This is a genomic window from Tsukamurella sp. 1534 (genome assembly GCF_000312385.1).
In the GTDB taxonomy this organism is placed as follows: domain Bacteria; phylum Actinomycetota; class Actinomycetes; order Mycobacteriales; family Mycobacteriaceae; genus Tsukamurella.
The window spans coordinates 587,832-602,443 of record NZ_HE997627.1; the positions used below are offsets into that span (position 1 = coordinate 587,832).

Consider the following 14,612-nt stretch of genomic DNA (forward strand, 5'->3'; position numbering starts at 1 on the left):
GGGAGGACCCGGCCGGTACCGGACACCGGTCCGCGCTGCCCCGACGGGCGTGGCGCACGAGGTCTACTGTGAACCGCGTGAAAGGCGTACCGCGGTTCTCGGACCGCACCCGCGACTGGTTCCTCAGTGGCATGTCGGAGCGTGCGGGCACCCACGTCGGGCCGCACGCCACCGATGCGGAGCACCCGCAGCCGTGGTGGAAGGTCATGTGCCTGACCGGTGTGGACTACTTCTCCACCCTGGGCTACCAGCCGGCGATCGCGTTCATCGCCGCGGGCGTGATCTCCCCTCTCGCGACCCTCGTACTCATCGCGCTCACCCTGCTGGGCGCGCTGCCCGTGTACAAGCGGGTGTCGCGCGAGAGCTTCAACGGCTCGGGTTCGCTGGCGATGTTCGAGCGCCTGCTCCCGTGGTGGGGCGGCAAGCTGTTCGTCCTCGTGCTACTGGGCTTCGCGGCGACGGACTTCATCATCACGATCACGCTCTCGTCCTCCGACGCGGCGGAGCACATCGTCGAGAACCCGCTGATGCCGAGCTTCGTCCACGGCGCCAACATCCCGATCACGATGGCCCTGGTGCTGGCGCTCGGCCTGATCTTCCTCAAGGGCTTCCGCGAGGCGATCGGCACCGCCGTCGTGCTCGTGGGCGTGTACCTGACGCTCAACGTCGTGGTGATCGCGACGTCCCTCTGGCACATCGCGGAGCGCCCCGGCGCGATCGCGGACTGGCAGGACGTGCTGTGGCAGCAGAACTCGAACCCGCTGATGGTGATCGCCGTCGCGCTCATCGTGTTCCCCAAGCTCGCGCTGGGCCTGTCCGGTTTCGAGACCGGCGTCGCGGTGATGCCGCAGATCAAGGGCGATCCGAACGATCCCCCGGAGTATCCGGCCACGCGGATCCGGGACACCGGCCGGATGCTGACGACAGCCGCCGTGATCATGAGCGTGCTGCTCGCGACGTCGAGTTTCGCGACCACCCTGCTGATCCCGGCCGAGGAGTTCGAGCCGCACGGCGAGGCGAACGGGCGCGCGCTCGCCTACCTCGCCCACGAGTACCTGGGCAACGGCTTCGGCACCGTCTACGACGTGTCGACGGTGGCGATCCTGTGGTTCGCGGGCGCGTCGGCCATGGCGGGCATGCTCAACCTGGTCCCGCGCTACCTGCCGCGGTACGGCATGGCGCCGCGGTGGGCATCGGCGGTCCGTCCGCTGGTGGTGGTGCTCACCGTGATCGCCCTGGTGATCGTGTTGATCTTCGAGGCCGACGTGAACGCGCAGGGCGGCGCGTACGCGACCGGCGTGCTCGTTCTGATGACCTCGGCCGCGGTCGCGGTGACGATCTCGGCGCGCCGCAAGCGGCAGACCACCGCCACCTGGATGTTCGGGCTGATCTCCGCGGTGTTCGTGTACACCACGATCGACAACATCATCGAGCGCCCGGACGGCGTGCGGATCGCCGCGCTGTTCATCCTCGCGGTGGCCCTGGTGTCGATCGGCTCGCGCGTGCGCCGCTCGTTCGAGCTGCGCGCCTCGTCGATCAGCTTCGACGACAAGGCGCTCGAGTTCATCCGCGACGATGCGAAGGCGCAGCACGCGATCCGCATCGTGGCGCACGAGCCGGACGTGGACACCAAGAAGGAGTATCGCGACAAGGTGCGGGCCGAGCGCAAGTTCGGGCACATCCCGGGCCGCTCGCGGGTGATCCTGCTGGAGGTCTGGCCGCGCGACTCCTCGGACTTCGAGGAGGACCTCGAGGTACGCGGCATCGAGAAGTTCGGCTACCGCCTGCTCAAGGTGAGCTCGGGCAGCGTCGCCAACACCATCGCGGCCGTGCTGCTGTACATCCGAGACGAGACCGGCGTGGTGCCCGAGGTGTACTTCCAGTGGTCGGAGATGAACCCCGTGCTCAACATGGGCAAGTACCTGGTGGAGGGCACGGGCGAGGTGGCGGCCGTGTGCCATGAGGTGCTCCGGCAGGCCGAGCACGACGCGAAGCGCCGCCCCTCGGTGCACGTGTCCTGAGCCGTCGCGCACGCCCCGCACCGCTGTCGACATCCGTTCGGCCCGGGCCACGGCGGTCCCACACCCCGGAATGCGGGTGTTCATGCCCGGGTCACGGCCGGTAGGCGAAGGGCAGTTCGTGGTGCGCGACGGGCAGCGCCTCGACCCGCATCCACGGGTACCGCTGTTCGACGGTGCGCTCCAGGGCGGCACCGTCGTGGTAGCGGCTGCGCAGCGCGAACACCACGGTGACCCCGCCCGGGAGGTCGCCGAGCGCGTCCAGGTCGACGGGGCGCGGCCGCCGGGGCGGCCGGTACGTGGGCCGGGGGCCGCCGGCGATCGCCGCGGCGAGGCGTCCCAGCTCGGCGGTGGGCGGCCACTGCCCGCGGGTCTCCCAGACCGCGTGGGCGCGCTGCCGCGCGCTCGACGGAGCCAGCAGGAGGGGCAGTGCGCGCACCAGGACGCTCGGCCGCATCGGCCCGAAGACGTCGGTCGGGTCGAGCAGCGTGAGCGTGTGCACCAGGTCCGGACGCGCGAGCGCGGCCGCCACCGCGATCTGGGCTCCATAGGAGTGCCCGAGCACCGCGGCCGACGGTGCGCCCGCCCCGTCGAGCACCTCCTCGATCCAGGCCGGCCAGTCCGCCCGCGAGCGGAAGGCGCGCCGTTCGGTCCCGCCCGCGTCGCCCGGGAGGTCGGGTGCGATCACGCGGAACCGCCGCGCCAGGCTCGCGGCCTGCGCGAACCACACCGCCGCGGTGCCGCCGCCGCCCGGCAGGCACAGCAGCGGCGGCGCGTCCTCGGGGCCGCAGGTGAGCACCGCGGTGCGCGCCAGATCCCCGTCGACGGTGAGCCTGCGCACGGGTACGCCCCAGTCCCGGAGCACGGCGTCGTAGGCCTGGGCGAACTCGGATCCCATCGCATTCCTCTCGATCATCGAGATAATTGATCATCAAGATAGCTGATATCATCGGCGGGTGAGCGACAACGAGCACCTGGTGCACGAACTGCGCGCCGCGACCGTGCGTTTCCACCGCGCGATGGCCGCCTTCGCCACGGAGAACGCGCTCGGCGAGACCGACGTGCGCGCACTCGTCGCCCTGCTCGACCTGGAGCGCGACGGCCTGCCCGCGACCCCGGGCGCCCTCGCCGCCGAGTTGTCGCTGAGTTCCGCCGCGTGCACGGCCCTCGTCGACCGGATGGCCGCCGCGGGCCTGGTGGGCCGCTCCCCCGACCCCGCGGACCGGCGGCGGGTGCGGCTCGTGGTGACCGACGGGGCGAAGCGCCTCGGCGAGGAGTTCTTCGCAGGTCTGCTGGGGCCGATCCGCGCGGCGGCGGCACGATTGGACCCGGTCGAGGCGGCCGCTGTGTCCCGATTCCTGGCCTCCGCGGTTTCGCCGTGAGCGGAAACACCCCGCCCCGGGGAATCGACAGTCCGCATAACCGGTTGTTCCCCGTGAAAAACTGGTGAGGTCCCGCGAGGGGCTCACGGTAGGAGGTAGCGGTATGGACGAGCAGTCCAGCATGTACGAGTTGGAGTTCCCCGGCCCCGCGGTGTCGGACACCGACGGCAACGGTCCCGTGCTGATCCACGCCCTCGACGGCTACGCCGACGCCGGGCACGCCCTGAGGCTGCTGCGCGAGCACCTCAAGGACAACCTGAACACCGAGCTGGTCGCGTCCTTCGACGTCGACGAGCTGATCGACTACCGCTCGCGCCGCCCGTCGATGACCTTCGAGGACGGCTTCTCGGGCGTGGACGAGCCGGAACTGAACCTGTACGCGGTCCGTGACGGCGCCGGCCGCCCGTTCCTGCTGTTGGCGGGTGCCGAGCCCGATCTGCGCTGGGAGGGCTTCGTGACGGCCGTCGCCGGTCTGGCCGAACGCTTCGGCGTGCGGTCGGTGGTCGGCCTGCACGCGATCCCGATGGCCGTGCCGCACACCCGGCCCGTGTCCGTCACCGGTCACGGCAACAAGCCGGAACTGCGCACCGATCTCCGCGCCTGGGACGGCGCGATGCGCCTGCCCGGCAGCGCTGCGGGGCTGCTGGAGCTGCGGATGGCCGATAAGGGCTACGACACGCTGGGGCTGTCCGTGCACGTGCCGCACTACCTGGCGCAGAACGACTACCCCGAGGCCGTTCTGGGTCTGCTGGGCGCGCTGCGCAGCACCGTCGGGGTGCAGCTGCCCGACGGGGACCTGCCGGTGGAGGCCGCCGAGCTGCGCGAGCAGATCGACGCGCAGGTGTCCTCCAGCGCGGAGATCACCTCGGTCGTCGAGGCGCTGGAGAAGCAGTACGACGAGGCCGCGCACGCCGCGCAGCCCCGGGAGCTGCTCATCGCCGACGGTGAGGCCATTCCCACGGGCGACGATCTGGCGAGCGAGTTCGAGGCGTTCCTGGCCGAGCAGGCCGGGGACGAGCAGGGCGACGACGGCGAGGGCCGCCCGGGCGACGAGTCCGGCTCGTGAGCGCGGTGCGGCGGCGGGTCGCGCTGATCCACGGTCACCGCCGGGCGTACCGCATCGGCGGCAGCGGCCCCGTCCTGCTGCTCATCCACGGCATGGCGGACAACTCGTCCACGTTCGAGCCGATCCTCGAGCGGCTGGCCGAGGACTACACCGTGATCGCGCCGGACCTGTTGGGCCACGGCATGTCCGACCGCCCGCGCGCCGACTACTCGCTGCCCGCCTTCGCGAACGCGATGCGCGATCTCCTGCTCTATCTGGGCGTGGAGCGGGCGACGCTGGTGGGCCACTCGCTGGGCGGGGGCATCGCCGGGCAGTTCACCTACCAGTACCCGGAGATGGTCGAGCGGCTGGTGTTCGTCAACACCGGCGGCGTGACCCGTTCCGTGTCCCCCGTGCTCCGGGCGGCGTCGCTGCCGTTGTCCGAGGTCGCGATCCGCGCCATGGCTCTGCCCGGCGCACTGCCCGTGGCCGGCGCCGCGCTGAGCGCACTGAGCCGGGTGCCGCACAGGATCTTCGTCGACAACGCCGAGTGCGTCCGCGTGCTCGCCGGGCTACCGCACGCCGGCACGCCGCGGGCGTTCGCGCGCACCCTGCGCGCGGTGGTCGACCCGCGCGGGCAGGTGGTCACGATGCTCGACCGCAGCTACCTCGGGGCCGACGTGCCCGCCCTCATCGTCTGGGGTTCGGCGGACCCGATCATCCCCGTCGAGCACGCGCACCTGCTGCACGCGACACTGCCCGCCTCCCTCCTGGAGGTGTTCGACGGTGCCGGGCACTTCCCGTTCCGGGCGGATCCGGAGCGGTTCCTCGCCGTGCTCACGGATTTCCTGGCGACCACCGAACCGGCGCACTTGGCCCGCGTGGACCTGCAGTCGGCGCTGCGCCGGGACGCGGAACTGGACGCCGATCTCGACACCGGTGCGGAAACCCCCGCGTAACAGGGTGCGCGCACGCCGGTAACGGGGGCAGCGGACACTGGCGGGAAGCCGGTCGGCCGTGTGGCCGGCTGTGAGGAGGTCCGCGATGAGTTCCGACGTGCTGCCCTTCCGGGCGCGGCCCTACTCCCCGGAGCTGCGTTTCGTCACCATCCACGGGCACCGCCGCGCCTACCGCACGGGCGGCAGCGGCCCGACGCTGCTGATGCTGCACGGCATCGGCGACAACTCCCTGGTATGGGACGCGACGATGTCGCGGCTCACGGACCGGTACACGGTGATCGCGCCGGACCTGCTCGGCCACGGCCTCTCGGACCGGCCGCGCGCCGATTACTCGGTCGCCGCGTTCGCCAACGGCGTGCGGGACCTGCTGTGCTACCTGGGCGTCGAGCGCGCGACGGTGATCGGGCACTCGCTGGGCGGCGGTGTCGCGGGCCAGTTCGCGTACCAGTACCCCGACATGGTGGAACGGCTGGTGTTCGTGGCCCCGGGAGGGGTGGATCACGACGTCTCCCCGCTGCTGCGCCTCCTGTCACTGCCGTTCGCGGAGCAGGTGGTGGCGCTCACGGCGCTGCCGGGCGCCCGGCAGGTGCTCGGCGCGGCCCTGTTCGCCGCCGCGGCGGTGCCGAGCCCGATGCGTCCCGACGCCGTGCAGCTGCGGCGCGCCCTGGACCGCATGCCGAACACGGCGTCCCCGCACGCGTTCGCCCGGACCCTGCGGTCAGTGGTGGACCTGCGCGGGCAGGTGGTCACCATGCGCGACCGCTGCTACCTCACCGCACAGGTCCCGACGCTGATCGCCTGGGGCTCAGACGATTCCATCATCCCCGCCGCGCACGCCGAGGTGATGCGGGAGGCGCTGCCGGCGGCGCGCGTCGAGGTGTTCGACGGCGTCGGCCACTTCCCCATGACCGAGGCGCCGGACCGGTTCGTGGGCCTGCTCACCGAGTTCCTCGCCGCCACCGAACCCGCGCGGCTGGCCCGCACGCACCTGCGCGACGGACTGCGGGCCGCAGCCGGCGTCACCGTCGTCGAACCGGCCCAGGAGCTCGGCTGAGCTGATCCGTAGGATCAACTGAGTGAACCTCACCGACCTGCTGCCCGCCGACCCCACAGCGGACGCGGTCTTCGAGGCGTTCGTGGACTGGACCGCCGATCGGCCGGACGGGAAGAGCATCGAGCTGTACCCGGCCCAGGAGGAGGCGCTCATCGCGGCGTGCTCGGGCGCCAACGTCATCGTCGCGACGCCGACGGGGTCCGGGAAGTCCCTCGTCGCGATGGGCGCGCAGTTCGCCGCCCTGGCACAGGGCCGCCGCACCTACTACACCGCGCCGATCAAGGCCCTGGTCAGCGAGAAGTTCTTCGCCCTCTGCGAGGTGTTCGGCACGGACGCCGTGGGCATGGTGACGGGCGACGCGGCGGTGAACGCCGACGCCCCCATCGTGTGCGCGACCGCGGAGATCGTGGCGAACCTCGCGCTCCGGGAGGGCGAGGAGTCGGATATCGCGCAGGTGGTGATGGACGAGTTCCACTACTACTCCGAGCCGGACCGCGGCTGGGCCTGGCAGGTGCCGCTCATCGAGCTCCCCTGCGCGCAGTTCGTACTCATGTCGGCGACGCTGGGCGACACCTCGTTCTTCGAGGAGGACCTGACCCGCCGCACGGGGCGCGAGACGGTGCTCGTGGCGGGCGCGGAACGACCGGTGCCGCTGCACTTCTCGTATTCGACGATGCCGGTGCAGGATCAGATCGTGGAGCTGGCGACCACCCACCAGGCGCCGGTCTACGTCGTGCACTTCACGCAGCAGGCGGCGGCCGAGCGGGCACAGGCCCTGATGTCGCTGCCGCTGTGCAGCAAGGAGGAGAAGGCGGCGATCGCCGCGGCGCTGGGCGACTTCCAGTTCACCACCGGATTCGGCAAGACGCTCTCGCGGCTCGTGCGCTCCGGAATCGGCGTGCACCACGCCGGCATGCTCCCCCGGTACCGGCGCCTGGTGGAGAAGCTCGCCCAGGAGGGGCTGCTCAAGGTCATCTGCGGCACCGACACCCTCGGCGTCGGGATCAACGTGCCGATCCGCACGGTGTACCTCACCGGGTTGACCAAGTACGACGGCACCCGCACCCGCCACCTGCGGGCGCGCGAATTCCACCAGATCGCGGGCCGCGCGGGACGAGCCGGTTTCGACACCATGGGCACCGTGGTCGTCGCGGCGCCCGAGCACGAGATCGAGAACGCGCGGTTGGAGGCGAAGGCCGCGGGGGATCCGAAGAAGCTCAAGAAGATCCAGCGCAAGAAGCCGCCCGAGGGGTTCGTCTCCTGGGGCAAGCCCACGTTCGAGAAGCTGGTGGCCGCGGATCCCGAGCCGCTGACCTCGCGGTTCTCGGTGACCAATTCGATGCTGCTCAACGTGATCGCGCGTCCGCGCAACTGCTTCGAATCGATGCGACACCTGCTGGAGGACAACCACGAGTCGCGGCGGAATCAGCTGCGGCACATCCGCACCGCGCTCACACTGTTCCGCGGCCTGGAAACGGGCGGTGTGGTGGAACGCCTCGACGTGCCGGACGAGTTCGGCCGGCACGCCCGGCTCACCGTCGAGCTGCAGCCGGATTTCGCGCTCAACCAGCCGCTCGCCCCGTTCGCGCTGGCCGCGCTGGAACTGCTCGACCCCGAAGCGCCCGAGTACGCGCTGGACGTGATCTCGGTGATCGAGGCCGTGCTCGACGATCCGCGGCCGGTGCTGCGGGCGCAGCAGAACGCCGCCCGCGGCGCCGCCGTCGCGGAGATGAAGGCCGACGGCATCGACTACGACGAGCGGATGGCCCTCCTCGAAGACCTCACGTATCCGAAGCCGCTGGAGGACCTGCTCGCTCCCGCGTTCGCGACCTACGCGGCCGGGCACGCGTGGGTGACGCAGTTCGAGCTCTCGCCGAAGTCGGTGGTGCGGGAGATGATCGAGCGGGCGATGACGTTCAACGACATCGTCTCGAAGTACCAGCTGGGCCGGTCCGAGGGCGCGGTGCTGCGGTACCTGTCCGACGCGTTCCGCACCCTGCGGCACACGGTGCCGGAGGCGGCGCGCACGCCGGAGCTCGACGACTACATCGCATGGCTGGGCGCGCTGGTGCGTTACGTCGATTCGTCGCTGGTCGACGAGTGGGAGGAGATGACCTCGCCGGATCCGGTGCGGGCGCACGCCTCGGCGCCGGAGATCGGCCGGTCGCTGTCGCTCACGTCCGACGAGCGGGCGTTCGCCGTGATGGTGCGCAACGCCCTGTTCCGGCGGGTGCAGCTCGTCGCCGACGAGGAGTACGACCTGCTCGACGCGATGGACCCGGGCGTCGACTGGTACGCGGCGTTCGACGACTACTACGAGGAGTACGACGACATCGAGACCGGCGCGGACGCCCGTGGGCCGCAGCTGTTCTCGCTCGACACCTCGATGCCGCGCGCGTGGCGGGTGCGCCAGACCGTCGCCGATCCGGAGGGCGACCACGGCTGGGCGATCACGGCGGTCGTGGACCTTCCCGCCTCGGACGACCGCGGCGACGTGGTGCTCGTGGACGTCGAGGTGGTCTCCGGCTGATCAGGCCGTGACGTGCCGGTCCAGCGCCGCCAGGGACTGGCCGAGGAACTCCTCGGGGAACGGCGGCATGCCGCCGATCTGGTCCCGGAAGGCCTGCGGGGTGTCCGTCCAGTCGTAGGTGAGGGTGACGTCGGTGCCGGCCCCGTCGCCGGCCGGGGTGAGGTCGTACCGCCACCACCAGCCGCCGGCCTGCCACCGGCCCTCCTGCGTGGTCCCGGGCAGCCAACCGATGGTCCGGTCCTGCTCGAAGTGGGTGACCTTGTTCTCCATGACGTAGTCACCGCCCGCGAGGTCGAGGTACATGTTCACCGAGAACATCTGGCCCACGTGGTCGATCTGCGCGGTGTCCACGGCGTCACGCACCCAGTCACCGGGCTCGGTGTGCTTGTGCCGGCTCGGGTCGGCGAGTGCGGCGAACACCCGATCCGGCGGGGCGGGGATCGTGCGGGTGACGGCGAAGCGTTCGGTCATGGGGCACCTGCTCTCTGGGGGATCCTCCGGCGCGGCGTGACCGCGCGCATGTTCACACCGTACACATGCGTCGCCGGATCCGCAGCGCTTTCGCGCGTCAGTCCCGCGGCAGGACCGCCTTGCGGATCTTGCCCGCGGGCGTGAGCGGCAGCGAGTCCACGACGATCACCTCGTCGGGCACCTTGTACGCGGCGAACGCCGAGCGGCACCGCTCGCGAACCTCCTCCGGCACCACCTCCGCACCGGGCGCGGGCACGACGAACGCCCGCCCCGTCTCCCCGTAGAGCTCGCTCGGGACGCCGACGACAGCGACCATCGCGACACCGGGAAGCCCACCCACGAAGTTCTCCACCTCCGCCGGATACACGTTGTAGCCGCCGCGGACGTACATCTCCTTGAGCCTGCCGCGCAGCGTCACGTGACCGTCGTCCGCCAGCGTGGCGACGTCGCCCGTGGCCAGCCATCCGCCGGGCAGGAACGCGGCGGCGGTCGCCTCCGGCATGTCCCAGTACCCCGCGGCCACCGACGGTGCGCGCACCTGCAGTTCCCCGTCGGCGCCCGGCGCGGCCGGCGCACCGTCGGGCGTCACGATCCGCACCTCGACGCCGTCGAGCGGCGTCCCGATGGAGGTGCGGAGCAGCTCGGGGCCGTCGCCGGGAGCCGAGACGATGCACGCGCCGGACGCCTCCGACGCGCCGTACAGGTTGGCGATCCGGGTACCCGCGAACGCCTCACGCATGCGCTCCGCCAGCGCGGGTTCGAGGTTCGCGCCGCCCACGACGCAGAGCCGGACGGCGGACAGGTCGCGGCCGCCCGCGCCGTCCACCATGAGCGAGTACATCGTGGGCACACCCACGAGCAGGGTCGCGCGGGTCCGCGCGGCGGCGTCGAGGCTCTGCTCCGGGTGGAAGCCCGGCAGCAGGGCGACCGCGGCGCCCGCCACGGCGGCCGAGGCCACGGTGCAGGTGAGACCGCCCACGTGGTTGAGCGGCATGTGGCCGAGGATCACGTCGTCCCGGGTGAGCTCGAACCGGGCCGCCTCGCCCGCCGCCGAGGCCATGATCCCGCCGTGGGTGAGCACCGCGCCCTTCGGCGCGCCGGTGGTCCCCGACGTGTACAGGATCACCGCCGGTGCGGTGCCCGTGGCCGGTCCCGGCAGGGCGGCCTCCGCGGCGCCCGCCAGGAATCCCTGCCAGGTGGCCGCGCCGGCCTCGTCCGCGGCGCCCTCCTCACCCAGGTAGACGATCCGCTCCACGCCCGGGATCCGGTCCCGCATCCCGTCGAGCATGGCGACGAAGTCGTGGCCGCGGGCGTGCGCGGAGCACACGAGCAGCCGCGCGCCCGACTGCCCCAGCATGTACTCGAACTCCTGCTCCCGGTAGACCACGTTGAGGGTGACGAGCACGGCACCGATCCGGGCCGTCCCGAGCCACAACAGGATCCACTCCGCACAGTTCGGTGCCGCGACGGCCACCCGGTCGCCGTCGCGGATCCCGGCGGCGAGCAGCGCCGCGGCGACGTCACGCGCACCCTCGTCGGCGTCGCGGTAGCTGAGGCGGCCGTCGCCGGTGATGAGGAACGGCCGGTCGGGCGAGGCCTGCGCGTGCCGGGCGATCACCTCCGCGATACCCGAGGCCGCCGCGTTCCGCACCTGTTCGTCCGTCACGTTCCGAGCGTCCCACGGCGCGGGCGACGACTCACCGAATTGCGCCGGATACGGTGCGGGGCAGGGGGCGAGGACTACGCGCCGCGGTCGCGCTCCGCGTGCAGGGACTTGACGCGGCGCTCCTCGCGCAGCACAGCCTGATAACTCGCGCGCTCGGTGGTCAGCCACTCGGGCGCCTCGGCGAGCAGCGCGTCGATCTGCTCGGTGGTGAGCGCCTCGGTGATGCCGCCGCGTCCCAGGCCGGAGATGGAGACACCGAGCTTCGCGGCGACGAGGTTCTTCGGGTGCGGGCCGTTCTTGCGAAGATCGCGGAGCCACTGCGGCGGATCGGACTGCAGCGCCGCCAGCTCGTCCCGCGTGGTCGGGTTCTCCTGGAACTCGGAGGGCGTGGCGGGCAGATACACGTCCAGCTTCTTCGCCGCGGTCGCGGGTTTCATGGACTGCGCGTTCTGCCTGCTCATGCACCCCAGCCTATCGGTAGTCTCAGGCCGTGACCTCTCCGCCCGCGCCGGACCTGCCGGCCCCGCCCGCGTTGCGGCTGGCGTACGTCCCCGGCGCGACGCCCGCCAAGTGGGCCCGCACATGGGCCGAGCGCCGGCCGGGAGTGCCGCTGGAGCTGCGCCCGGTCGCGGCGGCGGAGGCGGCGGACGCGCTGCGCGCGGGCGCCGTCGACCTCGCCCTGCTGCGGTTGCCCGCCCGGACGTCCGGGCTCGCCGTCATCCCGCTCTACGAGGAGACGACGGTGGCCGTCGCCCCGAAGGACCACGTCGTCACCGCCGCGGACGAGCTGACCGCCGCGGACCTCGCCGACGAACCCGTCCTGGTACCCCTCGACGACGCGCTGCACTGGGCGGACCCGCCCGGCACTCCCATCGAGCACCGCCCCGAGACCACCGAGGACGCAGTGGAACTCGTCGCCACGGGGCTCGGGCTGCTCGTGGTGCCGCAGTCCCTCGCGCGGCTGTACCACCGCAAGGACCTCACCTACCGGCCGATCACCGACGCGCCGCCCTCCCCCGTCGCCCTCGCGTTCCGCGAGGGCGATCGGCGTGCGGACGTGGAGGAGTTCATCGGGATCGTGCGCGGCCGCCGCGAGGGCTCCTCGCGGGGCGCGGCCGACCCCGCACCCAAGCGCACCGCGCGGGAGAAGACGCTCGCCAAACAGGCCGCCCGCGCGGCGGCGGGGAAGAAGGCCGCGCCGCCGAAACCGGGGCGACGCACAGGCGGCGGCCCGCGGCGCGGCCGGCGCTGAAGGGTCAGTCCTGCGCACCGATCCACTCGTCGACGGTGCTCACCTGCGCCTGGCGCGGGAACACCTTGCGCATGAGCACCCGGTGCACCTCGGGATCGTGGTCGGCGCAGGCGTCGAACAACACGGTGAGCCGGTAGTCCAGGTCAGCGGCGTGGCGCACGGTCGACAGGACCACGCCGCTGGTGGCGATGCCGGCGAGCACCAGCCGCTCGGCGCGCAGCCCGCGCAGCACCACGTCGAGGTCGCTGCCGCTGAACGCCCCGAACCGCCGCTTGACCACGACGGGCTCCCCGGGGAGCGGCGCCACGTCGAGGACGATCGCGGTGAGCGGCGACGCCTCGGTCATGGAGTCGCCGCCGTCGAGGATGGACGACAGCGCCAGATTGCTCGGCGCGATCTCGGGATACTCGGGCCGGAACGCGACCCGCACGTGCACGACCGGGACACCCCTATCGCGCGCGGCGCTCAGCGCCCTCGCCGCCGAGGCGACGGCCGCGGCACCCGATCGCTCGGCGCCCTGCACGATGCCGTGCTGGAAGTCCATGAGGAGCAATACGGAACGTTCGGTGGCCATGCGCCCAGGCTAACGCCCGGCGACCGGGGGCGGCGTCATCCGGCCGCGGCGCGGGCGATCTCCGCGAGCTTCGCGAAGCCCTCCGTCTTGGCGCTCGAACCGCGGTAGACCAGGCCGATCCTGCGGCCCGGCGCCGGAGCCGCGAACCGGGCCGTGGCGAGATCGGTGCCCCGCAGCTCGACGGAGACCGCCGGCTCGGGCAGCAGGGTGACGCCGAGGCCGCCGGAGACGCATTGCACGATGGTCGCGAGCGACGCCGCCCGGGTGTCGCCGATGACGTCGACGCCGGACTCGGCCTGGCGGCACAGGTCGAGCGCCTGATCGCGAAGGCAGTGCCCCTCGTCCAGGAGGAGCAGCGGCAGCCCGGTGAGGTCGTCGGCGGCGAGGTCGTCGCGGCCGGCCAGCGGGTGGTCCGGCGGCACGACGAGCACGAAATCCTCGTCGTACAGCGGGATCTCACCCAGGCCCGAGGAGAGCGCGGGCAGCGCGAGCATGGCCACGTCGATCCGGCCGGCGCGCAGGGCCTCGAGCAGCCGGGCCGTCTGGTCCTCGACGACGGTGACGGCGAGGTCCGGGACGTCCGCCCGCAGCCGCGGGAGCAGGCCCGGCAACCGGTAGGGCGCGACGGTGGGGATCATCCCCAGGCGCAGGTTCCCGCGCAGTTCTCCGGTGAGTCCCGCCGCGGAGCTCACCAGCTCGGCCGCGGAGGACACGATGCCCGAAGCCTGTTCCAGCAGAGCGGTTCCCGCCTCGGTGATGAGGACCTTGCGGGTGCTGCGCTCCACCAGCTGCACGCCGAGCCCCGCCTCGAGGGACGACAGGGCCTGCGACAACGACGGCTGGCTGACGCCGAGCTTCGCTGCGGCGGTCCCGAAGTGCCGGGAGCGGGCGACGGCGACGAACGCGCGCAGCTGCGCGAGGGTCGGCTGATAAGGCTGATCGGACATGCCTATCAGTGTAGTGCCATTGATCACGATTTCTTTACAACGATGTCATTCGCTCGGCACACTCGTACCGAAAAGACGACGAGCCCGCACACATCGGGCGCTTGCAACGAATGAAGGAGTCACCGTGCCCCTCTTGACGATCGGCGATCAGTTCCCCGCGTTCAACCTCACCGCCGTCATCGGCGGCGACCTGTCGAAGGTCGACGCGCAGCAGCCCGACGACTACTTCACCACGGTCACCAGCGACGACTACGCCGGCAAGTGGAAGATCGTCTTCTTCTGGCCCAAGGACTTCACCTTCGTGTGCCCGACCGAGATCGCCGCGTTCGGCAAGCTCAACGAGGAGTTCGCGGACCGCGACGCGCAGGTCCTGGGTGCCTCGGTGGACAACGAGTTCGTGCACTTCCAGTGGCGCGCCCAGCACGAGGACCTCAAGACCCTCCCCTTCCCGATGCTCTCGGACCTCAAGCGCGAGCTGGCCGAGGCCACCGGCGTCCTCAACGCCGACGGCGTCGCGGACCGCGCCACGTTCATCGTGGACCCGAACAACGAGATCCAGTTCGTCTCCGTCACCGCCGGTTCCGTGGGCCGCAACGTCGACGAGGTGCTGCGCGTGCTGGACGCCCTGCAGTCCGACGAGCTGTGCGCCTGCAACTGGAAGAAGGGCGACCCCACCCTCGACGCGGGCGAGCTGCTGAAGGAGAGCGTCTAAAC

General features: G+C 71.8%; 14 protein-coding genes. 8 read left to right on the top strand and 6 right to left on the bottom strand.

Going from position 1 to position 14,612, the window contains the following annotated elements:
* The first annotated feature begins 131 nt into the window (after positions 1-131).
* Positions 132-2,021, top strand: coding sequence for an amino acid transporter (locus BN39_RS15215; protein WP_237741721.1), 1,890 nt, complete (start codon positions 132-134; stop codon positions 2,019-2,021).
* Positions 2,022-2,112: 91 nt separating this feature from the next.
* On the opposite strand, the gene BN39_RS15220 is transcribed toward BN39_RS15215, so the two are convergent.
* Positions 2,113-2,934, bottom strand: coding sequence for an alpha/beta fold hydrolase (locus tag BN39_RS15220; protein WP_019203288.1), 822 nt, complete (start codon positions 2,932-2,934; stop codon positions 2,113-2,115).
* Positions 2,935-2,974: 40 nt separating this feature from the next.
* Between BN39_RS15220 and BN39_RS15225 the strand changes: the two genes are divergently transcribed.
* From BN39_RS15225 to BN39_RS15245, 5 genes are all read left to right on the top strand, one after another.
* Positions 2,975-3,400 carry a MarR family winged helix-turn-helix transcriptional regulator gene (locus BN39_RS15225; protein WP_019203289.1) on the top strand — a complete coding sequence of 142 codons (426 nt, stop codon included), beginning with the start codon at positions 2,975-2,977 and terminating at the stop codon, positions 3,398-3,400.
* Positions 3,401-3,503: 103 nt separating this feature from the next.
* Complete coding sequence (locus BN39_RS15230; RefSeq protein ID WP_019203290.1) at positions 3,504-4,466, top strand: proteasome assembly chaperone family protein; 963 nt, start codon at positions 3,504-3,506, stop codon at positions 4,464-4,466.
* A complete protein-coding gene (locus tag BN39_RS15235; RefSeq protein WP_019203291.1) occupies positions 4,463-5,404 on the top strand; it encodes an alpha/beta fold hydrolase in 942 nt (313 codons plus the stop codon). Before BN39_RS15230 ends, BN39_RS15235 begins: the two co-directional genes overlap by 4 nt.
* 85 nt (positions 5,405-5,489) lie before the next feature.
* Positions 5,490-6,458, top strand: coding sequence for an alpha/beta fold hydrolase (locus tag BN39_RS15240; RefSeq protein ID WP_019203292.1), 969 nt, complete (start codon positions 5,490-5,492; stop codon positions 6,456-6,458).
* A gap of 22 nt (positions 6,459-6,480) precedes the next feature.
* Positions 6,481-8,988, top strand: coding sequence for an RNA helicase (locus BN39_RS15245; protein ID WP_019203293.1), 2,508 nt, complete (start codon positions 6,481-6,483; stop codon positions 8,986-8,988).
* Here BN39_RS15245 and BN39_RS15250 read toward each other — a convergent pair whose 3' ends face one another.
* The 3 genes from BN39_RS15250 to BN39_RS15260 form a co-directional block, all read right to left on the bottom strand.
* Positions 8,989-9,459 carry an SRPBCC family protein gene (locus BN39_RS15250; protein ID WP_019203294.1) on the bottom strand — a complete coding sequence of 157 codons (471 nt, stop codon included), beginning with the start codon at positions 9,457-9,459 and terminating at the stop codon, positions 8,989-8,991.
* Between the two features lie 97 nt (positions 9,460-9,556).
* Positions 9,557-11,125 carry a class I adenylate-forming enzyme family protein gene (locus BN39_RS15255; protein ID WP_019203295.1) on the bottom strand — a complete coding sequence of 523 codons (1,569 nt, stop codon included), beginning with the start codon at positions 11,123-11,125 and terminating at the stop codon, positions 9,557-9,559.
* A gap of 74 nt (positions 11,126-11,199) precedes the next feature.
* Complete coding sequence (locus tag BN39_RS15260) at positions 11,200-11,586, bottom strand: DUF5997 family protein (RefSeq protein WP_019203296.1); 387 nt, start codon at positions 11,584-11,586, stop codon at positions 11,200-11,202.
* 53 nt (positions 11,587-11,639) lie between these two features.
* On the opposite strand from BN39_RS15260, the gene BN39_RS15265 reads away from it, so the two are divergent.
* A complete protein-coding gene (locus tag BN39_RS15265) occupies positions 11,640-12,377 on the top strand; it encodes a LysR family substrate-binding domain-containing protein (protein WP_040768449.1) in 738 nt (245 codons plus the stop codon).
* 4 nt (positions 12,378-12,381) lie between these two features.
* Here the strand turns inward: BN39_RS15265 and BN39_RS15270 are convergent, their stop codons facing one another.
* On the bottom strand, positions 12,382-12,951 hold the full coding sequence (locus BN39_RS15270; RefSeq protein WP_040768063.1) for a cysteine hydrolase family protein: 570 nt from the start codon (positions 12,949-12,951) through the stop codon (positions 12,382-12,384).
* A 35-nt stretch (positions 12,952-12,986) separates the two neighbouring features.
* Complete coding sequence (locus tag BN39_RS15275; protein WP_019203299.1) at positions 12,987-13,898, bottom strand: hydrogen peroxide-inducible genes activator; 912 nt, start codon at positions 13,896-13,898, stop codon at positions 12,987-12,989.
* 124 nt (positions 13,899-14,022) lie between these two features.
* Here BN39_RS15275 and BN39_RS15280 point away from each other — a divergent pair, with 124 nt between their 5' ends.
* Positions 14,023-14,610: a peroxiredoxin gene (locus BN39_RS15280; RefSeq protein ID WP_040768065.1), complete on the top strand. Its 588-nt coding sequence runs from the start codon at positions 14,023-14,025 to the stop codon at positions 14,608-14,610.
* Positions 14,611-14,612: the final 2 nt, after the last annotated feature.

Excerpts from the sequence above, each read along its gene's own strand:
- BN39_RS15215 (WP_237741721.1), top strand. The coding sequence starts at position 132 with ATGTCGGAGCGTGCGGGCACCCACGTCGGGCCGCACGCCACCGATGCG.
- BN39_RS15220 (WP_019203288.1), bottom strand. The coding sequence starts at position 2,934 with ATGATCGAGAGGAATGCGATGGGATCCGAGTTCGCCCAGGCCTACGAC.
- BN39_RS15230 (WP_019203290.1), top strand. The coding sequence starts at position 3,504 with ATGGACGAGCAGTCCAGCATGTACGAGTTGGAGTTCCCCGGCCCCGCG.
- BN39_RS15240 (WP_019203292.1), top strand. The coding sequence starts at position 5,490 with ATGAGTTCCGACGTGCTGCCCTTCCGGGCGCGGCCCTACTCCCCGGAG.
- BN39_RS15250 (WP_019203294.1), bottom strand. The coding sequence starts at position 9,459 with ATGACCGAACGCTTCGCCGTCACCCGCACGATCCCCGCCCCGCCGGAT.
- BN39_RS15260 (WP_019203296.1), bottom strand. The coding sequence starts at position 11,586 with ATGAGCAGGCAGAACGCGCAGTCCATGAAACCCGCGACCGCGGCGAAG.
- BN39_RS15270 (WP_040768063.1), bottom strand. The coding sequence starts at position 12,951 with ATGGCCACCGAACGTTCCGTATTGCTCCTCATGGACTTCCAGCACGGC.
- BN39_RS15275 (WP_019203299.1), bottom strand. The coding sequence starts at position 13,898 with ATGTCCGATCAGCCTTATCAGCCGACCCTCGCGCAGCTGCGCGCGTTC.